Raw genomic sequence first — 22,332 nt, 5'->3', positions numbered from 1 at the left:
GGGGCTTCCCCATTCGATCAGGAGACAAATATGAACACAGCCTCGGCCCATGCGCCACAGGGCCAGCACCAGTCCAAGAAGGCCGCCGCCAGCGGCTGGATCGGCTCGGCGCTGGAGTACTACGACTTCTTCATCTACGCCACCGCCGCGGCGCTGATCTTCCCGCAGATCTTCTTCCCCAAGGGCGATCCGGCCATCGCCATCATCGCCTCGCTGGCCACCTACGGCGTGGGCTACGTGGCGCGGCCCATCGGCGCCTTCGTGCTCGGCCACCTGGGCGACACGCACGGGCGCAAGCAGGTGCTGGTGTGGTGCATGTTCCTGATGGGCTTCTCGACCATTGCCGTGGGCCTGCTGCCCACCTACGAGCAGGTCGGCCTGTGGGCGCCGGCGCTGCTGGTGCTGATGCGCCTGATCCAGGGCTTCGCGGTGGCCGGCGAGATCTCGGGCGCCAGCTCGATGATCCTGGAGCACGCGCCGTTCGGGCGCCGGGGCTTCTTCGCCAGCTTCACGCTGCAGGGCGTGCAGGCCGGCCAGATCCTGGCGGCGGCGGTGTTCCTGCCGCTGGCGCACTACATGCCGGCCGAGCAGTTCAACAGCTGGGGCTGGCGCATCCCGTTCATCCTGAGCTTCGTCGTCATCATCGCCGGCTACATCATCCGCCGGGAGGTGGACGAGACCCCCGCCTTCACCGACAAGAACGAGCAGCAGCAGCGCGCGCGCTCGCCCATCGTCGACGCCTTCAAGCACAGCTCGCCCGACATGCTGCGCGTGGTCTGCATGGCGCTGATGAACGTGATCCCGGTGGTGGCCACCATCTTCGGCGCGGCCTACGCGGTGCAGCCGGCCTACGGCATCGGCTTCGAGAAGGACATGTACCTGTGGATCCCGGTGGTGGGCAACATCGTCGCGGTGCTGGTGATCCCCTTCGTGGGCAACCTGTCCGACCGCATCGGCCGCAAGCCGCCCATGATCGTGGGCGCGCTGCTGTCGGGCCTGCTGGCCTTCGCCTACCTCTACGCCATCAGCATCAAGAGCGTGCCGCTGGCCTTCGTCATCTCCATCCTGATGTGGGGCGTGGTCTACCAGGGCTACAACGCCGTGTTCCCGAGCTTCTACCCCGAGCTGTTCCCCACCCGCACCCGGGTGTCGGCGATGGCCATCTCGCAGAACCTGGGCACGGCCGCCACCGCCATGCTGCCGGCGCTGTTCACCGCCGTGGCGCCTCCGGGCTCCAGCAACATCTGGCTCACCGTGGGCGCCATCGCCTTCGGCATCACCATCGTCGCGGCCATCGCCTGCTGGAGCGCCCGCGAAACCTACCGCATCCGCATCCAGGACCTGGGCCATCCCGGCGCCGAGCCGGTGGACAAGGCCGAGTACGACCGGCTGCGTGCCCAGGCCCTGGCCCAGGGCGGCCGCTGAAACGCCCTCTCTGCAACCTTCCGAAGAGACCCCGAGCATGATTTCCGGCAAGACCACCCTCATCGCCCACATCGGCTACCCCACCGAGAGCTTCAAGGCGCCGATGATCTACAACCCCTGGTTCGAGCGCCGGGGCATCGATGCCTTCGTCGTGCCCATGGGCGTGAAGGCCGAGGACTTCGGCCCGGGCTTCGACGCCATCTTCCGCTTCACCAACCTGCGCGGCGCGCTCATCACCATGCCGCACAAGGTGGCGGTGGTGGACAAGCTGGACGAGGTCACGCCCGCGGTGCACATCGCCGGCGCCTGCAATGCGGTGCTCAGGCGCGACGACGGCACGCTGCTGGGCGACCAGTTCGACGGCGCGGGCTTCGTGCGCGGCGTGCTGCGCAAGGGTCGCCAGCTCGACGGCGCGCGCGTGCTGGTCTCGGGCGCGGGCGGCGTGGGCTCGGCCATTGCCGCGTCGCTGGCCGCCGCCAGCGTGGCCGAACTGGCGCTGTTCGATGCCCGCGCCGACAGCGCCGAGGCGCTGGCCGGGCGCCTGCGCCAGCACTATCCGCGCCTGCAGGTGCGCACCGGCTCCAACGACCCGCAGGGCTTCGACGTGGTCGTCAACGCCACGCCGCTGGGCATGAAGCCGGACGACCCGCTGCCCTTCGACGTGGCGCGCATCGGCCCCGAGACCTTCGTCGGCGAGGTGGTGATGAAGAGCGAGTACACGCCGCTGTTGCGCGCGGCCCGCGACAAGGGCTGCGCGGTGCAGGTGGGCACCGACATGCTGTTCGAGATGATCCCGGCCTACCTCGAGTTCTTCGGCTTCGGCAGCGCCACGGCCGACGAGCTGCGCGAGTCCGCCGCCATCGCCTACTGACTTTCAGACCTCCGCGAAAGACCACGCCATGAAGAAAATCCTCGTGCTGCACGGCATCAACCTCAACATGTTCGGCAAGCGCGACCCCAAGCAGTACGGCAGCGCCACGCTGGCCCAGATCGACGCCAGCCTGCAGGCGCTGGGCCAGGAGCTGGGCTGCGCCGTCGAGTGCTTCCAGACCAACCACGAAGGCGCCATGTGCGAGCGCATCCACCAGGCGCACGGCGACGGTACCGACGGCGTGCTCATCAACGCCGGCGCGTGGACGCACTACAGCTACGGCATCCGCGATGCGCTGGCCATCCTCTCGGTGCCCATCATCGAGGTGCATATGAGCAACATCCACGCCCGCGAGGCCTTCCGCCACCACTCGGTGATCGCCGATGTCGCCCGCGGCCAGATCTGCGGCTTCGGTGCCGACAGCTACCTGCTGGGCCTGCGCGCCGCCGCCGCGTGAAATGAAGCACCCCCTGAGCGGCTGCGCCGCTTCCCCCTCTCTCTTCGGGAGGGGGACGACACCCTCGGTGCGGGGCGGCCCTTCCTCGGTGTCCGGCGATGGAGCGCGCCAGCTCCAAGGTTGGTGATCGGTATGCAGCGCTGTGAATAATTGAGATGACCCACACCAACGCCCTGTTTGGCTGGCTGCTGCCGCTGTTGCTGGCGGCGCAGCCCATGGCCACCGACAGCTACCTGCCGGCGCTGCCCGAGATCGCCCGCGCGCTGGGCTCGGCCAGCACCAGCCTCACGGTGTTCGCGCTGGCCTTCGGCTGCGCCCAGCTGCTGTGCGGCCCGCTGGCCGACCGCTTCGGGCGCCGGCCGGTGCTGCTCGCCGGCCTGGCCGGCTATGCGCTGGCGGCATCAGGCAGCGCGCTGGCCGACAGCGCGGCCTCGCTCACCGCCTGGCGCGCCGGCCAGGGCGCGGCGATGGCCGCCATCCTGGTGTGCGCCCGCGCCGCGGTGCGCGACCTTTACCCGGCCCACGAAGGGCCGCAGGTGATGGCGCGCGGCCTCACCGGCCTGGGGCTGATGGCCCTGGTCGCCCCGGTGCTGGGCGCCTACCTGGTGCAGGGCGCGGGCTGGCGCTGGGTGATGGTGCTGATGGCCGGCTACGCGCTGCTGCTGTGGCTGCTGTGCTGGCGCTGCTTCGGCGAGACGCACCAGCCCGCGGCGCCGGCTGGCGCCGCGCTGCAGGGCGGCACGCGCGCGGTGTTCGCCAGCCCGGCCTTCCGGGTCTGGACCAGCGTGGCGGCCACCACCTATGCCGGCGTGTTCTGCTTTCTGCTGCTGTCGCCCATGGTCTACATCGGCTACCTGGGCATGGCGCCGTCGCTGTATGGCTGGGTGCCGGCGGGCAGTTCGCTGGTCTACATCCTCGGCACCGTGGCCTGCCGACGCCTGCTGCACCGCGTGGGCCCGGTGCGCAGCGTGCAGGGCGCGGCGCTGCTGAGCCTGGCGGGGGCGGCGATCCAGGTGCTGGGCTGCTGGCTGGCGCCGGCCAGTGCCTGGCCGCTGATCGCCGGCCATGCCGTCTACATGCTGGGCCACGGCATCCACAACCCCTGCGGCCAGGCCGGCGCGGTGAGCGAGCTGCCCGCGCTGGCGGGGCGGGCGGTGTCGTGGTCGGGCTTTGCGATGATGATCGCCGCCTTCGCGCTGGGCCAGACGGCCGCGCATTTCATGGACCCCGGCCGCGGCGCCTGGCCCATGGTGCTGCCGATGGCGGTGGCGGCGCTGCTGCTGGTGTCCATCGCCTTTGCGTGGCTGCCGCGTTTGCGGCTCCATCAAAAACAATAGCTTCCAGCGCTTGCTGCACAAGCGCTGGAAGCCAATTTAATGCTTGAAGCCGCGTCAGTCCAGCGAGATGCCGGCCTTGCGGATCACGTCGCCGAAGCGCTTGCTCTCGTCGGCCATGAACTGCTTGAACTCGGCCGGCGTGGGCGCGAAGCTCTCGTAGCCGAAGGCGGCGAACTTCTCGTCCACGTCCTTGCCGGTCAGGGCCTGGCGCACGTCGGCGCGGATCTTGTCCTGCACGGCGGCCGGCGTGCCGGGGCGCACGGCCAGCGCGTTCCAGCCGGTGACCACATAGCCCGCCGGGCCGCCTGATTCGGACACCGTGGGCACGTTCTCGAAGCCGGCGATGCGCTTGGGCGCCGCCACGGCCAGGAAGCGCAGCTTGCCGCCGCGCATCAGCGGGCCGGCCGTGCCCAGCGAGCCCAGCGCAAAGCTGAGCTGGCCGGTGGCCACGCCCTGGTAGAGCTGGCTGGTTTCCTTGTAGACCACGTGCTCCATCTTCGTGCCGGTCATGCTTTCGAGCAGGGCCGAGCCCAGGTGCACCGGGTTGCCGATGGACCACGAGCCGTAGTTGAGCTGGCCGGGGCGGGCCTTGGCGTCGGCGATCAGGTCGGCCATGGTCTTGTACGGGCTGTTCACCGGCACGCAGACGAAGAAGAAGTTGCGGAACAGCGGCAGCAGGATCTCGAAGTCCTTGTTCAGGTCGTAGGGCAGCTTCTTGAACAGGTGCGGGTAGGCGGCGATGTGCACGTTGTCCAGCTGGACCATGTCGGTGCCGTCGGTGGCGCCGCGCTTGAAGGCGTCGATGGCGATGAAGCCGTTGCCGCCGGGGCGGTTCTCCACCACCACGGGCTGGCCCCAGGCGCGGCTGAGCTTGTCGGCCACCAGGCGCGAGAGGCCGTCGGGGCCGCCGCCGACCGGGAAGGGGTTGATGATGCGCGAAGGCCTGGTCGGCCATTTGGCGGCGTCGCCCTGGGCCAGCGCGGGCAATGCCGCCATGGCGCCCAGGCCGCCGAGGGCCAGCACCGCGCGGCGGCGGCTGAAGGGAAGGCTATCGTGCTTCATGACTTGTCTCCTTGGAATGGCCGCATTGTGGATAAGCCGGCGTGAACCGCCTATGCGCTATTGCGGCTAGCAGCTATAGCAAAATGGCATAAGAATACCGAACCCATCCAAGGAGCCGCGGCGGCCATGAACCTGCAGCAGATCGAAACCTTTGTGCACGTGGCCGAGACGGGCAGCTTCAGCAAGGCCGCCGTGCTGCTCGATACCGCGCAGCCCGCGCTCAGCCGCCAGGTGCGCGCGCTGGAGACCGAGCTGCGCGAGACGCTCTTGATCCGCACCGGCCGCGGCGTGACGCTGACCGACGCCGGCCGCCGCCTGCTGGAGCACGGCCACGCCATCATGCAGCGCGTGGCGCAGGCCCGCGAAGACCTGGGCGCCCAGCGCGACGAGCCGGTGGGCCGCATCGTCGTCGGCCTGCCGCCCAGCCTGGCGCGGCGGCTGACGCTGCCGCTGATCGACATCTTCAGCCGCGAGATGCCCAAGGCGCGGCTGGCGGTGGTCGAGGGCTTCTCGATGCACATCGCCGAGTGGCTGACCACGGGCCGCATGGACCTGGGCCTGGTCTATTCGCCCGAGCCGCAGCCGCACATCGAGGTCACGCCGGTGCTGGAGGAGCGCCTGTGCCTGGTCGGCCCGCAAGAGGAGCTGGGCGGGCGCGCCTCGGTGCGCTTCGAGGAGCTGGCCGGCTTTCCGCTCATCATGCCGCAGCATGGCCAGATCTTCCGCAAGCTCATGGAGGCCCAGGCCACGCTGTCGCAGGTCAAGCTGCACGTGGTGTGGGAGGTGTCCAGCGTGCCCGTCATCCTCGACCTGGTGCGCGGCGGCTACGGCTACGCGGCCCTCACCCACAGCGCGCTGAGCAACCACGGCGCCCATGCCGGGCTGGCGGTGACGCCCATCGAGTCGCCGCATGTGCCCATCACGCTGTGCCTGGCGCAGTCGGCCAAGCGCAAGGCGACGCCGCTGGTGCGCCGCACCTCCGAGGTGCTGCGGCAGCTCAGCCTGCAGGTCTAGCGAGGGGCGGGGCGCTGTGTCGATGCTTCAGAAAACATAGCTTCTGGCGCTTGATGTACATGGATTTTCAATCGAATAATATTGGAAATCCAATAGTGGTGGGCGCAAGCAGCTCCTGTTTTTGAAGACGGCCTACAGCAGCGGGCGCAGCTCGCGCGCCGCCTCCTGCAGCAGCGGCAGCAGCTGCGCCACCATGGTGGCCGGCTCCATGCGCTGCGGCGAGGTCACCAGGTTGAGCGCGGCCACGGTCTGGCCGGCCATGTCGCGCAGCGGCACGGCCAGCGCCTGCACGCCCAGCTCGTGCTCCTCGCAGGCCAGGCCATAGTCCTGCTGGCGCACCTGCTGCAGCAGCGCGCGCAGCGCCTCGGCGTCGGTGGCGGTGTGCGCCGTCAGGCGCGGCAGCGTGCGCTCGGCCAGCCACCGCTCCAGCTCGGCCGGCGGCAGCGCCGCCAGCAGCACGCGGCCGGTGGAGGTGGCATGCGCCGGCAGCCGGCTGCCCAGGTGCAGGCCGTGGGCCAGCACGCGCTGGCCGCTGTCTTGCACCGCACTGCGCGCCACGATCACCACCTCGCCGCCGTCGCGCACCACGCACGAGAACGACAGCCCCGTCTGCGCCGCCAGCCGGTGCAGCACCGGCTGCACCAGGCGCGGCAGCCGGGCCGAGGCCAGGTAGCTGCCCGACAGGCGCAGCACCTTGGTCGCCAGCCAGAACTGGCGGCCGTCGGTCTCCAGGTAGCCCAGGTGGGTCAGCGTCAGCAGGTGCCGGCGCGCCGCCGCGCGCGTGATGCCGGCCCGCTGCGCCGCCACCGTGGCATTGAGGCGCTGGCGCTCGGTGTCGAAGCTCTCCAGCACGGCCAGGCCCTTGGCCAGCCCGGCGATGAAGTCTGCGGGCGCGATGGGGAAGGCGGGCTGGGGCATGGCGGCTCGGTGGAGTTTTGGGCGATTGTCGCGCAGATTGCGCGGTGATCGCGCAAATTGCCCGGCGGCCCATCGCTTTGTCCGGGGTACTTCCGTAGCCTGGGAGGCATCAACCATCAGGAGACCCACCCCATGCGAACCCAAGTCGCCATCATCGGCGCCGGCCCCGCCGGACTGCTGCTCGGCCAGCTGCTGTACAAGGCCGGCATAGACACCGTGATCCTCGAGCAGCGCAGCGCCGACTACGTGCTGGGCCGCATCCGCGCCGGCGTGCTCGAGCAGGTCACCGTGGACCTGCTCGAACAAGCGGGCGCCGCCGGGCGCATGCGCGCCGAGGGCCTGCCGCACCAGGGCATCGAGCTGCTGTTCGGCGGCCAGCGCCACCGCATCGACCTGCATGGGCTGACGGGCGGCAAGAGCGTCATGGTCTACGGCCAGACCGAGGTCACGCGCGACCTGATGGACGTGCGCGCCGCCGAAGGCCTGGCCACCATCTACGAAGCCAGCAACGTGCAGCCGCTGGATTTTGACGGCCCGCGCCCCCGCGTGCGCTACGAGAAGGACGGCCAGGAGCACGAGATCGAGTGCGACTTCATCGCCGGCTGCGACGGCTTCCACGGCGTGTGCCGCGCCAGCGTGCCGGCGGACCGCATCCAGACCTTCGAGAAGGTCTACCCCTTCGGCTGGCTGGGCCTGCTGACGGACACGCCGCCCGTCTCCGACGAGCTGATCTACGCCCACACCGAACGCGGCTTTGCGCTGTGCAGCCAGCGCAGCAGCACACGCAGCCGCTACTACCTGCAGGTGCCGCTGACCGAAAAGGCCGAGCACTGGAGCGACGAGGCCTTCTGGGACGAGCTGCGCCTGCGCCTGGACCCCGAGGCGCGCGAGCGCCTGGTGACTGGCCCGTCGCTGGAGAAAAGCATCGCCCCGCTGCGCAGCTTCGTGACCGAGCCCATGCGCTTCGGCCGGATGTTCCTGGCCGGCGACGCGGCCCACATCGTGCCGCCCACCGGCGCCAAGGGGCTGAACCTGGCCGCGTCGGACGTGGGCTTCCTCGCCCGGGCGCTGGCCCAGCACTACGCCGAGCACAGCGACGAAGGCATCGACGGCTACTCCGCGCGCTGCCTGGCGCGCATCTGGAAGGCCGAGCGCTTCTCGTGGTGGATGACCTCGCTGCTGCACCGCTTTCCCGAGGCCGGCGCCTTCGAGGCCCGGGTGCAGCAGGCCGAGCTGGACTACATCGTGCACTCGCCTGTCGCCTCGGCGGCGCTGGCCGAGAACTACGTGGGCCTGCCCCTGGCATGACGCGGGCGGCTGGGGTACACTTTGCGACTTCTGGCGCCGATTTGCTGTAGCTTGCGGGCGCTTTATAAATCCAGCTAAAGACTCGCCCGTCGAACCGACATACCTCCGACCCGGCCCGTTTTTAGCGTTGCCGGGTTTTTTTATGTCATTCATCGCGACACCCCAGTCCATGCATTTCGAGGAGGCGCTGCCGCTGGCCAGCGGCGCGTCCATCCGCGGCTACGACCTCGCCTTCGAGACCTACGGCCAGCTCAACGCCGACAAATCCAACGCCGTGCTCGTGTGCCACGCGCTCAACGCCTCGCACCACGTGGCCGGCGTCTACGAGGGCCAGCCCAAGAGCGAGGGCTGGTGGGACAACATGATCGGCCCCGGCAAGCCGGTGGACACGAACCGCTTCTTCGTCATCGGCGTCAACAACCTGGGCTCGTGCTTCGGCTCCACCGGCCCCATGCACCTGAACCCCGATTCGGGCCAAGTCTACGGCGCGGACTTCCCCGTGGTCACGGTCGAGGACTGGGTCAACGCCCAGGCCCGGCTGCTCGACCGGCTGGGCATCCACAAGCTGGCCGCCGTGCTCGGCGGCAGCCTGGGCGGCATGCAGGCGCTGTCGTGGTCGCTGCAGTACCCCGAGCGCATGGGCCATGCCGTGGTGGTGGCCAGCGCGCCCTGCCTCAGCGCCGAGAACATCGCCTTCAACGAGGTGGCGCGCCGCGCCATCGTCACCGACCCGGACTTCCACGCCGGCCACTTCTACCGCCACGGCGTGGTGCCCAAGCGCGGACTGCGCATCGCGCGCATGATCGGCCACATCACGTACCTGAGCGACGACGTGATGAACGAGAAGTTCGGCCGCCAGCTGCGCGAGGGGCTGGAGCTGAAGTACAGCACGCAGGAGGTGGAGTTCCAGATCGAGAGCTACCTGCGCTACCAGGGCGACAAGTTCAGCGACTACTTTGACGCCAACACCTATTTGCTCATCACCCGGGCGCTGGATTACTTCGACCCCGCCAAGCCGCACGGCGGCAACCTCACGCAGGCGCTGGCCGGCGCCGAGGCGAAATTCCTGCTGGTCAGCTTCACCACCGACTGGCGCTTCTCGCCGGCGCGCAGCCGCGAGATCGTCAAGGCCCTGCTCGACAACCGCCGCACCGTCAGCTACGCCGAGATCGACGCGCCGCACGGTCACGATGCCTTTTTGCTCGACGACCACCGCTACATGGGCGTGATGCGCTCCTATTTCGAGAACATTGCCCAGGAACTGGCCGAGACTTCCAAGGAGGCCGCATGACCGAGAAAGCCACCCTGCGCGCCATCGCGCAACTCGTGCCCCAGGGCGCCCGCGTGCTCGACCTGGGCTGCGGCGACGGCACCCTGCTCGCCTACCTGCAGGCCGAGCGCGGCTGCAGCGGCTACGGCATCGAGTACGACGACGAGAACGTGCTCGCCTGCGTGCGCCGCGGCGTCAACGTGCTGCAGCTCAACCTCGAGGACGGCCTGGCCATCTTCGACGACAATAGCTTCGACGTAGTGCTGCAGATCGACACGCTGCAGCACCTGCGCAATGCCGAGGTGATGCTGCGCGAGACCGCGCGCATCGGCCGCCAGGGCATCGTCGCCTTCCCCAACTTCGCGCACTGGCCCAACCGGCTGTCGGTGCTGCTCGGGCGCATGCCCGTCACGCGCCGCCTGCCCTACCAGTGGTACGACACGCCCAACATCCGCGTCGGCACCTTCAAGGACTTCGAGGTGCTGGCGCTGAAGAACCAGCTCAACATCCTCGACGCCTTCGGCCTGCAGGGCGGCGACGTGCGGCGCTTTGCGCCGAATGCGCTGGCGAGCACCGCCGTATTCCACTTCGAGCACGCCTGAAATCTGTCATCAAACGGTCACGCCCCGCGCCGATGATGGCGGGCTGACCGCCCATGAACGATGTCCATTCCCCCGACGACGCCGGCCTGATCTGCGGCTGGCGCTTTGGCTGCGGCAGCCGCCAGCCCGCGCAGGCCATGGCGCTGCCGGCGGCCGCCGACTGGCTGGCGGCCCGGCCGGGCGAAGGCGCCGGCCCGGGCGAATTCCTCTGGTTGCACTTCAACCTGGCCAACACCCGCGCGCTGCGCTGGCTGCAGCGCCATGCCGCGCTGCCCGAGGCCTTCTACACCGCGCTGCGCGAGGGCCTGACCTCCACCCGCCTGGAGCGCGCCGACGACGCGCTGGTGGCGGTGCTCAACGACGTGAACTTCGAGTTCGATTTCGAGTCGGCCGACCTCGCCACGCTGTGGATCTGCCTGGACGAGCGCATGGTCATCACCGCGCGCACCCAGCCGCTGCGCTCGGTCGACACGCTGCGCGACGCCGTGCGCCGGGGCGACAGCCCGGCCAGCAGCGCCGAGCTGCTCGAGCACCTGATGCGCACCCAGGCCGACGTGCTGGTCAAGGTGGTGCGCGAGACCACGGCGCGCGTGGACGACATCGAGGACGCCATCATCGCCCGGCGCTACCACCATCCGCGCGCCCACCTGGGGCGCCTGCGGCGCTTGCTGGTGCGGCTGCAGCGCCTGCTGGCGCCCGAGCCGGCGGCGCTGTTCCGCCTGCTGCAGCAGCCGCCGGGCTGGATGGGCGAGGACGACCGCCGCGGCCTGGCGGCCGCCAGCGAGGAGTTCTCGCTGATGCTGCGCGACATGCAGACGCTGCAGGACCGCATCAAGCTGTTGCAGGAAGAGGTGGCCGCCGCGGTCAACGAGGACAACAGCAACAGCCTCTTCGTGCTGACGGTGGTGACCGTGCTGGCCCTGCCCATCAACATCCTCGCGGGCCTGTTCGGCATGAACGTCGGCGGCATACCGCTGGCCCAGCACGAGCACGGCTTCTGGATCGTGGTCTCCATCGTGCTCGCCTTCACCGCCATCGCCGGCTGGCTCGCCTTCCGCAAGCAGCGGCACGACGATTGAATCGATTGCTATTTAAGTAATAGCTATTGGCGCTTGCTGCACAAGCGCTGGAGGCCGATTTGGCTTGAAATAACCCGACATGCGCGCATCGGCTTTGGTGCGTTTACGCCGATGGCGCCGGAGCGATCCCGGACAATCGGGCATCGATTTCCCTTCAAGGATTTGCCATGAACGCCCGCCTCGACGCCGCCGCGCTGCAGCCCGATGACGCCCTCTCCCACATCAGCCAGCAGTGGGACCGCGACATCGTGCGCCAGCTCACCGACTACATCGCCATCCCCGCCAAGTCGCCGGGCTTCGATGCCGACTGGGCGCAGCACGGCTTCATCGATACCGTGGTGCGCAACGCCGCCACCTGGGTCGAGGCGCAGAAGGTGCCGGGCCTGAAGCTCGAGGTGGTGCGTCTGCCGGGCCGCACGCCGGTGCTGTTCTTCGAGATCGCCGCCACGCAAAGCGCCAGCAAGCAGACCGTGCTGATGTACGGCCACCTCGACAAGCAGCCCGAGTTCTCCGGCTGGCGCAGCGACCTCGGCCCCTGGACGCCCAAGTACGAGGACGGCAAGCTCTACGGCCGCGGCGGCGCCGACGACGGCTACGCCACCTATGCCAGCATCGCCGCGGTGCAGGAGCTCAAGCGCCAGAACGTGCCGCACCCGCGCATCGTCGGCCTGATCGAGACCTGCGAGGAAAGCGGCTCGGGCGACCTGCCCGCCTACATCGACGCGCTCAAGGCCCGCATGGGCGACGTGGGCCTGGTGATCTGCCTGGATTCGGGCGCGGGCAACTACGACCAGCTCTGGCTCACCACCAGCCTGCGCGGCATGGTGGCCGGCACGCTCAAGGTCGAGGTGCTGACCGAGGGCGTGCACTCGGGCGATGCCTCGGGCCTGGTGCCCTCGTCGTTCCGCATCATGCGCCAGGTGCTGGACCGCCTGGAGGACAGCGCCACCGGCCGCCTGCTGCCCGCGGGCTTCCACTGCGAGATCCCGGTCGACCGTATCGAACAGGCGCAGGCCACCGCCGCCATCCTCGGCGACGAGGTGTACCGCCGCTTTCCGTGGGCGCACTTCGACTGCAACGGCTCCACGCTGTTCGCACTGCCCACCACCACCGACCCGGCCCAGGCCCTGCTCAAGCGCACCTGGGAGCCCACGCTGTCGGTGACCGGCGCCGAGGGCTTCCCCGCGCTCAAGGACGCCGGCAACGTGCTGCGCCCCTACACCGCCTTCAAGCTCAGCCTGCGCCTGCCCCCGCTGGTGGACGCCGTGCAGAGCATGCAGACCCTCAAGGCCCTGCTGGAGGACAACGCGCCCTACCAGGCCAAGGTCACCTGGGAAGGCGCCAGCGGCGCCAACGGCTGGAACGCGCCGGGCACCGCGGACTGGTTCCTCAACGCGCTGAACCAGTCGAGCCGCACCCACTTCGGCGCGGACTGCGGCTTCATCGGCCAGGGCGGCTCCATCCCGCTGATGGGCATGCTGAGCCAGGGCTTCCCCAAGGCGCAGATGATGGTCTGCGGCGTGCTCGGCCCCAAGAGCAACGCACACGGCCCCAACGAGTTCCTGCACGTGCCCTACGCCAAGAAGCTCACCGCCGCCGTGGCCCAGGTCATCGCCAGCATGCCCGCTGGCGACGCCTGATGCAGCCGCTGCTGGAGGCCATCGCCCGCACAGCACCCACCGCCGACGCGCAGCGCCTGTTCCACGGGCGCGGCGGCCTGCACCCGGGCTGCGAGCACCTCGCGCTCGACAGCTACCCGCCGGTGCTGGTGCTGACCAGCTTTGCCCCATTGGCCGATGAGGAATTGGCCGCCGTGGGCGAGGCGCTGGCCGCGCGCTGGCGCGAGGCCGCGCCCGGGCAGGCGCTGAACTGGATCTACCAGTGCCGCCACGGCGGCCAGAGCGAAACCCGGCTGATGCACGGCAGCGTGCCCGAGCCGCAGGTGGTGGCCGAAGACGGCCTGCGCTACCAGGTACAGGTGCTGCGCGGCCAGAACCACGGCCTGTTTCTCGACATGGCCGAGGGCCGGCGCTGGGTGCGCGGCCATGTGGCTGCACAGACGGCGGCGCAGGCTGGCGCGCCCTTCAAGGTGCTCAACCTGTTCGCCTACACCTGCGCCTTCTCGGTGGCCGCGCTGGCCGCCGGCGCGACCGAGGTGGTCAACGTGGACATGGCGCGCGGCGCGCTCGCCACCGGCCGCGACAACCACCGCCTCAACGGCCTGGCCGCGGGCGCCGCCTTCTGGCCGCACGACATCTTCAGCAGCTGGGGCAAGATCACGCGCGGCGGGCCGTGGGACTTGGTGATCGTCGATCCGCCCAGCTACCAGAAGGGCAGCTTCGTCGCCACCAAGGACTACGCCCGGCTGATGCGCCGCCTGCCCGCGCTGCTGGCGCCCGGCGGCCACGCGCTGCTGTGCCTGAACGCGCCCGAGCTGCCGCTGTCCTTTTTGCAGGACCAGATGCGCGAGCTGGCGCCGGGGCTCGATTTCGTGCAGCAGGTGGACAACCCGGCCAGCTTTGCCGACGTGTCGCCCGACCGCGCGCTGAAAGTGCTGGTCTACCGGGCGGCAGCCGTGGCGGAGAGTCTGTAATCGATTTTGATAGCTGCTGGCGCTTGTCATGCCATGTTTTTCGGAATGAAAGTGACTGAAAATCAATGGCAACAAGCGCCAGCAGCTATCAAATTATTCAAACTCTCTCAGGGCCGTAGCGGCCCGAACTCCGTCGGCACCCAGGCATAGGCAGGGCCCTCGCGGCGCACATGGCCGAGGCCCGGGAAGGGCAGGTGCGCGCCGGCCACCCACCAGCCGGCATCGGCCGCGCGCGCCAGCATGGCGCGCCGGCTGGCGATGGCCTGCGGCCGGTTGGTGTCGGGCTCGTACGAGGCCTCGGGCTGGGCCAGCTGCACCGCGTGGTAGTGCACCAGGTCGCCCCACACCAGCAGCGGCGCGGCGCCCGGCCCGGCATCCAGCAGGTACGAGACATGGCCGGGCGTGTGGCCCGGCGTGGGCAGCACGGTCACGCCGGGCAGCAAGGCCTCGCCGGGGCCGAAGCGCTGCAGCCGCCCCGCCGCCTCGTAGGGCGCGACGGCATCGCGCGCCATGCCGAAGAGCGGGCGCAGCGCCTCGGGCGCGGCGGGCTCGTTCGCCGGGTCCAGCCAGTAGGCGGCGTCTTCCCGCGACAGGTAGACCTGGGCGTTGGGATAGGCCGGGCGGCCCTCGCCATCCAGCAGGCCGCACAGGTGGTCGGGGTGGGCGTGGGTGAGGAGCACGGCATCGACCTGCGCCGGGTCGTTGCCCGACAGGCGCAGGTGGCGCAGCACCTGGCCCAGCCCGTCGCCGAAGCAGCGCGCCGTGCCGGTATCCACCAGCACGAGCTTGCCGCCCAGGCGCACGAGGTAGGCGTTGACGGCCGTCTGCAGGCCCTGCGGGTCTTCGGGCACATAGCGCTGGTGCAGGAGCTGCTGCACGCCCGCGGCGTCCACGCCCAGGATCTGGCTGCGCGGCAGCGCCACCACACCATCGAACAGCGCGGTGACCTGCAGCGCGCCGATCTGCTGGCGCTGGATGCCGGGCACCTGCTCCCACGCGGCTGGCGGCGGCGCCGTGCAGCCGGCGGCGGCCAGCACGGCCAGGGAACAGGTCAGCGCCTGCACGGCGCGGGAAAACGGGTACCTCATGGACAACAAACTCCTGGTGGGGGCCGGCGACATGCCAGGCCATCCAGCGAAGTTAGCCGGGCCCCGGCGCGCGAGGCGCTCAATCTGGCGCGCGCAACGCTCAATCGCCTGCCGGGCCGCCGGCCTGGTTGCCGATCTGCCCCGGCTCCAGCCCGTAGCGCTCGCCGAAGCGCCGCGTGAAGCTGGCCACCGAGCGGTAGCCCACGCGCGCCGCCACGGTCTTGACGGGCAGGCGCGTGCCATAGAGCAGCTCCAGCGCCCGCGCCAGCCGCGCCTCGGCCACCACGGCGCGCATGCTAGTGCCCTCGGCCTGCAGGCGGCGGCGCAGCGTGGCGCCCGAGAGGCCGAGTTCGGCCTCAAAGTCGCGCGATTGCCAGTCGCGTTCGGGTCGCGCGGCCACCAGCGCGCGTAGCTGCGCCGCAAGGCTGGGCGGCAGCGGCGCAAGAATGGCCGCGTGCCCGGCGCGGCACAGCGCGAGCAGCAGCTCGGTCAGCGCCAGGCGCGCCTGGGCGTAGTCGTCCGCGTGCATGGCGGCGCTCCAGCGCTCGAGGGCACTGGCGTGGTCGGCCAGCGGCAGCTGCACCACGGCGGTGCCGCCGGTGGTGATGGGCTCGGCCCAGAGCAGGCGCGCGGCATCGAGCACCTCATGGCACAGCGAGATGCCCAGGCTCAGGTAGCCACCGTCCTGCGGGCCGGGCGTGTTGGTCACGTCGATGCTGCAGGGCCGGCGCACCAGCAGCAGCTCGCCGGCCTCGACCACATGGGTGCTGCCGTCCACGCGCATCTGCTGGCGGCCCTGCAGCAGCAGGGTCAGCAGCGGGCCGGGCATGTCCAGCGAGCGCACGCCATGCGCGCGGCGCGCGCGAAAGCAGGCCACGCCTTCGGCGGCCAGCTGCGCATCGGCCAGGGCCTGCAGGCTGTGCAGCAGCGCGGTGGGGGAAGCCATGGTGTGTGGATGCATGCGGAAAAAGGTGGCTGGCTTCAGCGGCGGTGGACGCGCACGGGCGGCAGCGGCGCCAGGCCCTGGGCCTCGGCCCTTATCCAATCGATGACCTTGCGCGCGGCCTCGCTGGGTTCCGGCGACACCGGCAGCAGCCAGTGGCTGTACGGGCTGGCCACCAGGCCGGGCGGCCCCACGGCCACCAGCCGGCCGTCGGCCAGCAAGGGCGCCACCAGCTCGTAGCGGCCGATGGCGATGCCCTGGCCGGCGATGGCGGCCTGCACCAGCTGGTCATACTGGTTGAAGAGCAGCATGCCCCGGGGCCGCGCATCGCGCAGGCCCAGCGCGGCCAGCCAGTCGGCCCAGTGCAGCCAGCGGCGCTGCGGCAGATCCAGCTCCAGCAGCACCTGCCCGGCCAGCGCCTCGGGCGAGTCGAGCCGGCCGATCTGCAGCGATGGATGCGCGATGGGTACCAGCGTCTCGCCAAACAGCCGCAGCGCGCCCTCGGGCGCCTCGCGATCGGCGCAGTAGCGGATGGCCAAGTCGATGCCGCCGTGGCGCAGGCTGGCCAGATCCAGCACCTGGTTGTCGGCCGCCACGCGCAGGTCCAGCCCCGGCCACTGCTGCTGCAGGCGCCCCAGCCGCGGCAGCAGCCACAGCGAGGTGAAGCCGATGCTGGCCGAGAGCGTAACGGGAGGCTGCCCGCGCTGGCTGCCGAGCACGGCCACCACGTCCTGCAGCTGCCGCACCGCGCTGTCGGCGCTGCGAAACAGCCGCTCGCCCTCGGGCGTGAACGCGATGGCGCGGTGGCCGCGCACCAGCAGCTGCACGCCCAGGGCCTCTTCGAGCGCGCGCACCTGCCGGCTCACGGCCGACTGGGTCACGCACAAATCATCGGCCGCCAGCGTGATGCTCATGCGCCGGCCCACCGCGACAAAGCCGCGCACCAGGTCGAGCGAAGGGAGCTGGGTGAGGGTGACTGACATTCCTGTTACTCATGCGAGCCGCGCAAAAAAGTCGGTTGAGCCTGCGCAGGCCCCCGAGTGTAATGGCCGGCATGCATGCGTGATGCAGGAAGGGAATCCATGGGCAAGACAGATGAAAGCTGGCGCCGGCGCTGGCTGCTGGTAGTGGCCGGCGGCCTCCTCATGGGAGGTGCGCTGGGCATACGCCATGTGCAGGGGCTGTTCATGCAGCCCGTCATCCTCGACCGCGGCTGGTCGCGCGAGGCCTTCGGTTTTGCAGTGGCACTGCAGAACCTGGTATGGGGGCTGGCCCAGCCCTTCACCGGCATGCTGGCCGACCGCTTCGGCTCGCTGCGTGTGCTGCTGGCCGGGGCGCTGGTGTATGCGGCGGGCCTGGTGTGGATGGCACTGTCGCCGACGCTGGCGGGCTTTACCTGGGGCAACGGCGTGCTGGTGGGCATAGGGCTGTCGGGCACGGCCTTTGGCGTGGTGTACGGCGCGCTCAGCCGCTTGTTCGCGCCGCAGCAGCGCGCCTGGGCGCTGGGCGTGGCGGGCGCCATCGGCGGGCTGGGGCAGTTCCTGGTCGTGCCGTGGACGCAGGCCCTGCTCGGCGGCCTGGGCTGGGGCACGGTGGCGCTGGTGCTGGCCGGCTGCATGGCGGGGCTGGCACCGCTGGCCCTGTGCCTGCGCGATGAACCCCAGTTGCCCGCGGCCGACGAGGTGCAGCAATCGCTGGCGCAGGCCATCCGCGAGGCCTTTGCGCACCGCGGCTTCTGGCTGCTGAACGCGGGCTTTCTGGCCTGCGGCTTCCAGCTCGCCTTCATCGGCGCGCACCTGCCCTCGTACCTGCTCGACCAGGGCCTGGGCGCGCGCGAGGCCGGCGCCTGCCTGGCCATCATCGCGCTGGCCAACGTGGCCGGCACCTACCTGTGTAGCCACGCGGGCGTGCTGGCGCGCCGCAAGCATGTGCTGGCACTGCTGTACCTGGTGCGCTCGCTGGCCATGGCGGCGTTCGTGTGGGTGCCGGTGTCGGCCACCAGCGCCTACGTCTTCTCGTTCGTGATGGGCCTGCTGTGGCTGGGCACTGCGCCGCTCACGAATGCGCTGGTGTCGCAGATCTTCGGCGTGCGCTACATCGCCACGCTGTTCGGCTTTGTCTTCTTCGGCCACCAGCTCGGCGGCTTTCTGGGGGCGTGGCTGGGCGGTGTGGTGTTCGATGCCACGCATTCCTACCAGTGGCTGTGGTTCGCCTCGGTGGCGCTGGGGCTGCTGGCGGCCGTGCTGCACTGGCCCATTGACGACCGGCCGGTGCAGCGCAGCGGGCTGGCCGTGGGGACGGCATGAAGACGGCCCTGCGCCACGGCGCGGCAGCGCTGGCGTTGTGCGCCGCGGCCGGCCTGCTGTGGCGGGCTTTCGAGGGCTGGCTGGCGCCGGCGGCGCTGCTCAGGGTGGTGGATGCATTTGCCTGGTGCGGATAGCGGTTGTCCGTCCCCCTCGGAAGGGCCTGTCACAGGGCCCTTTTCTGTTTTTGCGCTGCATCCCTGGCCCGCGTTTGAGGTGCCTATGGGTGCCAAATGGACCATAGCAATAGCTGTTCTGGTCGCGTCAATCCTAGTAAAAACCATGATTTTGGATATATTTACTTTTAAACTGATGCGTGAGATATTCATCCAAAATCATCAATGCTCGTCCCCACGCGAGCCATGTGAAGGATCTTGCGATGGCAGAACGCTCGTTTGTCGAAGAGGTCAAGAAGCTCCGCCTGGGCGCCGGCGAGGTGTTCCACGGTGAAGGCATCCTGGCCGTGACCAAGGCGCTGCTGGAGTCGGGCGTGAACTACGTCGCGGGCTACCAGGGCGCACCCATCTCGCACCTGATGGACGTGCTGGCCGATGCCCAGGACATCCTGGTCGAGCATGGCATCCGCTTCGAGAACAGCGCCAGCGAGGCCACGGCCGCCGCCACGCTGGCCGCGTCGGTCAACTACCCGCTGCGCGGCGCCGTGACCTTCAAGGCCACGGTGGGCACCAATGTGGCCTCCGATGCGCTGGCCAACCTGGCCTCGGGCGGCGTCAAGGGTGGCGCGCTGGTCATCGTGGGCGAGGACTACGGCGAGGGCTCGTCCATCATGCAGGAGCGCAGCCACGCCTTTGCGATGAAGTCGCAGATCTGGATGCTCGACCCGCGCCCCAATCTGCCGAGCATCGTGCAGGCGGTGAAGGATGGTTTTGAGCTGTCCGAGGCCAGCAACACGCCGGTGATGCTGCAGCTGCGCATCCGCGCCTGCCATGTGCATGGCCAGTTCACCGCCAGCGACAACCGCCGGCCGTCCTACACCATCGAGCAGGCCATGGCCCAGCCGCAGCGCGACGTGGACCGAATCGTGCTGCCGCCGGCGAGCTTCCTGCACGAGCAGGAAAAGCTGAAGCAGCGCTGGCCGGCGGCGGTGCGCTTCATCGAGGAGCGCGGGCTCAACGAGTTCTTCGCCGAGGGTGCCAGCGACGTCGGCATCGCCTGCCAGGGCGGCAGCTACAACACGCTGATCCGCGCGCTGCAGCAGCTCGACCTGGCCGATGCCTACGGCAACACGCAGATTCCGCTGTACGTGATGAACGTGGCCTACCCGCTGGTGGACAGCGAGCTGCTGCGCTTTTGCGAAGGCAAGCGCGCGCTGCTGGTGGTGGAGGAAGGCCAGCCCAACTTCGTCGAGCAGAACGTGGCGACCATCCTGCGCCATGCCGGCTCGGCGACCCAACTGCACGGCAAGGACGTGCTGCCCGCCGCGGGCGAGTACACCACGGCCGCCGTGCTCAAGGGCCTGCGCGCCTTCCTCGAAACGCATGGCAAGCTGCAGCCGCAGCCCGCGCCGCGCAAGGTCATTCCGCTGCAGCCCGCTCCGCCCGAGCCCGAGCGCCCCATCGAGGCCAGCGTGCAGGCCCGCCCGCCGGGCTTTTGCACCGGCTGTCCCGAGCGGCCCATCTTCACCGCGATGAAGCTGATCGAGCGCGAGCTGGGCGAGCACCATGTCAGCGCGGACATCGGCTGCCATCTGTTCTCCATCCTGCCGCCCTTCAACCTGGGCAACACCACGATGGGCTACGGCCTGGGCGCCGCCGGGGCGGCGGCCTTCAATCCGCCCACGCCGCAGGAGGGCGGCAAGCGCGTGGTCTCGGTCATGGGCGACGGCGGCTTCTGGCACAACGGCCTGACCAGCGGCATCGCCAATGCGGTGTTCAACCAGAGCGACAACCTGACCATCGTCGTCGACAACAGCTACACCTCGGCCACGGGTGGGCAGGACATCCTCTCGTCGGCGGCGCAAAACCCCACGCGTAGCACCAACCATGCGATCGAGAAGGCGGTGCGCGGCGTGGGCGTGAACTGGGTCAAGACGGTGCGCCGCACCTACGACCTGAAGACCATGGTCGGCACGCTGCGCGAGGCGCTGACCACCAAGGAACAGGGCCCCAAGGTGCTGGTGGCGCAAAGCGAATGCATGCTCAACAAGCAGCGCCGCATTAAGCCGCAGCAGCGCGCCGCCGTGGCGCGCGGCGAGCGCGTGGTGCGCGAGCGCTTCGGTGTCGACTCCGACACCTGCACGGGCGACCACTCGTGCATCCGCCTGTCGGGCTGCCCCTCGCTGTCCATCAAGCCCAATCCCGATCCGTTGCGCACCGACCCGGTGGCGACCGTCATCGACAGCTGCGTGGGCTGCGGCCTGTGCGGCGAGGTCTCGCATGCGGCCGTGCTTTGCCCCTCGTTCTACCGCGCACAGATCGTGAGCAACCCCACGCGCTGGGACCGCCTGCGCCAGCGCCTGCGCAGCGCCGTGATCGGCTGGCTGCAGGGCCGCGACCAGCACCGCCTCGACAGCCACGCCTTTTGAGCTGACACTGCCATGAAAACCCAACCCATCAAGATTGCGATCCTCGCCATGGGCGGCGAGGGCGGCGGCGTGCTGGCCGACTGGATCGTCGACCTCGCGGAGCACAACGATTACATTGCCCAGACCACGTCGGTGCCCGGCGTGGCGCAGCGCACCGGCGCCACCATCTACTACGTCGAGCTGTTCCCGGCCGAGCAGGCGCGCCGCGACGGCGGCCAGCCGGTGCTGGCGCTGATGCCGCTGCCGGGCGATGTGGACCTGGTGCTGGCGTCCGAGCTGATGGAGGCCGGCCGCGCCGTGCAGCGCGGCCTCGTCACGCCGGACCGCACCACGCTGATCTCCTCCACGCACCGCGTCTACGCCATCGCCGAGAAGACGGCCATGGGCGACGGCCGCGTAGACGATGCCCAGTTGCTGGCCCATGCCGGGCGTGCCGCCAGGCGCTTCGTGCGCTTCGACATGGCAGAGGCCGCGCAGGCCAGCGGCAGCGTGGTCAGCGCCGTGCTGTTCGGCGCGCTGGCCGGCACCGGCGTGCTGCCCTTCAGCCGCGCGCAGTTCGAGACCACGATCGAGCGCGGCGGCGTGGGCGTCAAGGCCAGCCTCAAGGCCTTCGGCGGCGCCTGCGACCGCACGCAACAGGCGGACGAAGCGCCGCAGGCCGGTGCATTCCCGGCCGCGGCGGTGGCCAAGCCCAGCGACCCCCAGGTGGCGGCGCTGCTGCAGCGCGTGGAGCAGGGCTTTGCGGCCGATGCGCGCCCGCTGGTCATCGAGGGCGTGCGCCGCATGATCGACTACCAGGACCTGGGCTATGCCACGCTCTACCTCGATCGTCTGGGTCGGGTGCAGGCGCTGGCCGACGGCTCCGGCCTGCTGCTGCGCGAGACGGCTCGGCACTTGGCGCTGTGGATGAGCTATGAGGACACCATCCGCGTGGCCGACCTCAAGACGCGCGCCAACCGCTTTGCGCGCGTGCAGTCTGAAGTGGGGGTGCAGCAGGACCAGCAGCTGGCGATCAACGAATACATGCATCCGCGCATCGAGGAGATCTGCGAAACCCTGCCGGCCGGCCTGGGCCGCTGGCTGCAGCGCCCGCACGCCGTGCACCGCCTGCTGGCGCGCTTCACGCGCGAGGGCCGCGTGGTCACCACCAGCTCGCTGCGCGGCTACCTGCTGCTGTGGGGCCTGTCGCGGCTGCGCGGCATGCGGCGGCGCACGCTGCGCTACGAGATGGAGAACGCGCGCATCGAGCAGTGGCTGGCCCACATCGAGGCCGCAGCGCAGCACAACCCGGCGCTGGCGGTGGAGGTGGCGCAGTGCCAGCGCCTCGTCAAGGGCTACAGCGACACGCATGCGCGCGGCCTGGCGAACTACCTGCGGCTGATGGACGCGGTGCGCGCCGCGGGCCAGCGCCTGGCCCCGGCCACGCTGCGCGAGCTGCGCGAGGCCGCGCTGGCCGATGAACACGGCAAGGCATTGCAGGCCGCACTCGTGCGCCATGCCCTGGCCTGAAGGAGACC

Annotated in this window: 20 protein-coding genes; 15 read left to right on the top strand and 5 right to left on the bottom strand. The window is 70.0% G+C overall.

Going from position 1 to position 22,332, the window contains the following annotated elements; translation table 11 throughout:
• The first annotated feature begins 30 nt into the window (after positions 1-30).
• The 4 genes from ACYVKR_RS00230 to ACYVKR_RS00215 all read left to right on the top strand — a co-directional run bounded on the left by ACYVKR_RS00230 (position 31) and on the right by ACYVKR_RS00215 (position 4,090).
• Positions 31-1,425 carry an MFS transporter gene (locus ACYVKR_RS00230; RefSeq protein WP_460478691.1) on the top strand — a complete coding sequence of 465 codons (1,395 nt, stop codon included), beginning with the start codon at positions 31-33 and terminating at the stop codon, positions 1,423-1,425.
• 37 nt (positions 1,426-1,462) lie between these two features.
• Positions 1,463-2,296, top strand: coding sequence for a shikimate dehydrogenase family protein (locus ACYVKR_RS00225; protein WP_460478690.1), 834 nt, complete (start codon positions 1,463-1,465; stop codon positions 2,294-2,296).
• A gap of 28 nt (positions 2,297-2,324) precedes the next feature.
• Positions 2,325-2,753 (top strand): type II 3-dehydroquinate dehydratase, encoded by a 429-nt coding sequence (gene aroQ / locus ACYVKR_RS00220; protein WP_460478689.1) that lies wholly within the window; start codon positions 2,325-2,327, stop codon positions 2,751-2,753.
• Positions 2,754-2,908: 155 nt separating this feature from the next.
• Positions 2,909-4,090, top strand: a complete 1,182-nt coding sequence (locus ACYVKR_RS00215) for an MFS transporter (protein WP_460478688.1) — start codon at positions 2,909-2,911, stop codon at positions 4,088-4,090.
• Between the two features lie 54 nt (positions 4,091-4,144).
• Here ACYVKR_RS00215 and ACYVKR_RS00210 read toward each other — a convergent pair whose 3' ends face one another.
• On the bottom strand, positions 4,145-5,152 hold the full coding sequence (locus ACYVKR_RS00210; RefSeq protein WP_460478687.1) for a Bug family tripartite tricarboxylate transporter substrate binding protein: 1,008 nt from the start codon (positions 5,150-5,152) through the stop codon (positions 4,145-4,147).
• Positions 5,153-5,278: 126 nt separating this feature from the next.
• Here ACYVKR_RS00210 and ACYVKR_RS00205 point away from each other — a divergent pair, with 126 nt between their 5' ends.
• Positions 5,279-6,166, top strand: coding sequence for a LysR family transcriptional regulator (locus ACYVKR_RS00205; protein WP_460478686.1), 888 nt, complete (start codon positions 5,279-5,281; stop codon positions 6,164-6,166).
• Between the two features lie 132 nt (positions 6,167-6,298).
• Here ACYVKR_RS00205 and ACYVKR_RS00200 read toward each other — a convergent pair whose 3' ends face one another.
• The gene (locus tag ACYVKR_RS00200; protein WP_460478685.1) at positions 6,299-7,084 is read right to left on the bottom strand and encodes an IclR family transcriptional regulator; all 786 of its coding nucleotides are present in this window, start codon (positions 7,082-7,084) and stop codon (positions 6,299-6,301) included.
• Between the two features lie 132 nt (positions 7,085-7,216).
• Between ACYVKR_RS00200 and pobA the strand changes: the two genes are divergently transcribed.
• From pobA to ACYVKR_RS00170, 6 genes are all read left to right on the top strand, one after another.
• Entirely contained in the window at positions 7,217-8,392 is a 1,176-nt protein-coding gene (gene pobA / locus ACYVKR_RS00195; protein WP_460478684.1) for a 4-hydroxybenzoate 3-monooxygenase, read from the top strand.
• A gap of 142 nt (positions 8,393-8,534) precedes the next feature.
• A complete protein-coding gene (gene metX / locus ACYVKR_RS00190) occupies positions 8,535-9,683 on the top strand; it encodes a homoserine O-succinyltransferase MetX (protein WP_460478683.1) in 1,149 nt (382 codons plus the stop codon).
• Entirely contained in the window at positions 9,680-10,264 is a 585-nt protein-coding gene (gene metW / locus ACYVKR_RS00185; protein WP_460478682.1) for a class I SAM-dependent methyltransferase, read from the top strand. Before metX ends, metW begins: the two co-directional genes overlap by 4 nt.
• A 53-nt stretch (positions 10,265-10,317) precedes the next feature.
• Complete coding sequence (locus ACYVKR_RS00180) at positions 10,318-11,343, top strand: transporter (RefSeq protein WP_460478681.1); 1,026 nt, start codon at positions 10,318-10,320, stop codon at positions 11,341-11,343.
• A gap of 167 nt (positions 11,344-11,510) precedes the next feature.
• Entirely contained in the window at positions 11,511-12,983 is a 1,473-nt protein-coding gene (locus ACYVKR_RS00175; RefSeq protein WP_460478680.1) for a M20 family metallopeptidase, read from the top strand.
• Positions 12,983-13,936, top strand: a complete 954-nt coding sequence (locus ACYVKR_RS00170; RefSeq protein ID WP_460478679.1) for a class I SAM-dependent methyltransferase — start codon at positions 12,983-12,985, stop codon at positions 13,934-13,936. The genes ACYVKR_RS00175 and ACYVKR_RS00170 overlap by 1 nt, the downstream gene beginning before the upstream one ends.
• A gap of 107 nt (positions 13,937-14,043) precedes the next feature.
• Here the strand turns inward: ACYVKR_RS00170 and ACYVKR_RS00165 are convergent, their stop codons facing one another.
• The 3 genes from ACYVKR_RS00165 to ACYVKR_RS00155 all read right to left on the bottom strand — a co-directional run bounded on the left by ACYVKR_RS00165 (position 14,044) and on the right by ACYVKR_RS00155 (position 16,950).
• Entirely contained in the window at positions 14,044-15,024 is a 981-nt protein-coding gene (locus ACYVKR_RS00165; protein WP_460478678.1) for an MBL fold metallo-hydrolase, read from the bottom strand.
• A 100-nt stretch (positions 15,025-15,124) separates the two neighbouring features.
• Positions 15,125-15,970, bottom strand: a complete 846-nt coding sequence (locus tag ACYVKR_RS00160; RefSeq protein WP_460478677.1) for a helix-turn-helix transcriptional regulator — start codon at positions 15,968-15,970, stop codon at positions 15,125-15,127.
• Positions 15,971-16,005: 35 nt separating this feature from the next.
• Positions 16,006-16,950: a LysR family transcriptional regulator gene (locus tag ACYVKR_RS00155; RefSeq protein ID WP_460478676.1), complete on the bottom strand. Its 945-nt coding sequence runs from the start codon at positions 16,948-16,950 to the stop codon at positions 16,006-16,008.
• A gap of 99 nt (positions 16,951-17,049) precedes the next feature.
• Between ACYVKR_RS00155 and ACYVKR_RS00150 the strand changes: the two genes are divergently transcribed.
• The 4 genes from ACYVKR_RS00150 (at position 17,050) to ACYVKR_RS00135 (ending at position 22,324) form a co-directional block, all read left to right on the top strand.
• Positions 17,050-18,273: an MFS transporter gene (locus ACYVKR_RS00150; protein WP_460478675.1), complete on the top strand. Its 1,224-nt coding sequence runs from the start codon at positions 17,050-17,052 to the stop codon at positions 18,271-18,273.
• A complete protein-coding gene (locus tag ACYVKR_RS00145; RefSeq protein ID WP_460478674.1) occupies positions 18,270-18,407 on the top strand; it encodes a hypothetical protein in 138 nt (45 codons plus the stop codon). The genes ACYVKR_RS00150 and ACYVKR_RS00145 overlap by 4 nt, the downstream gene beginning before the upstream one ends.
• A 242-nt stretch (positions 18,408-18,649) precedes the next feature.
• Positions 18,650-20,815, top strand: a complete 2,166-nt coding sequence (locus ACYVKR_RS00140; protein ID WP_460478673.1) for an indolepyruvate ferredoxin oxidoreductase subunit alpha — start codon at positions 18,650-18,652, stop codon at positions 20,813-20,815.
• 12 nt (positions 20,816-20,827) lie between these two features.
• On the top strand, positions 20,828-22,324 hold the full coding sequence (locus ACYVKR_RS00135; RefSeq protein ID WP_460478672.1) for an indolepyruvate oxidoreductase subunit beta family protein: 1,497 nt from the start codon (positions 20,828-20,830) through the stop codon (positions 22,322-22,324).
• Positions 22,325-22,332: the final 8 nt, after the last annotated feature.

The sequence above is a fragment of the Comamonas humi genome (assembly GCF_054782535.1).
Note: the sequence above shows the minus strand (reverse complement) of the source record. Positions and strands in the feature narration are given on the sequence as shown.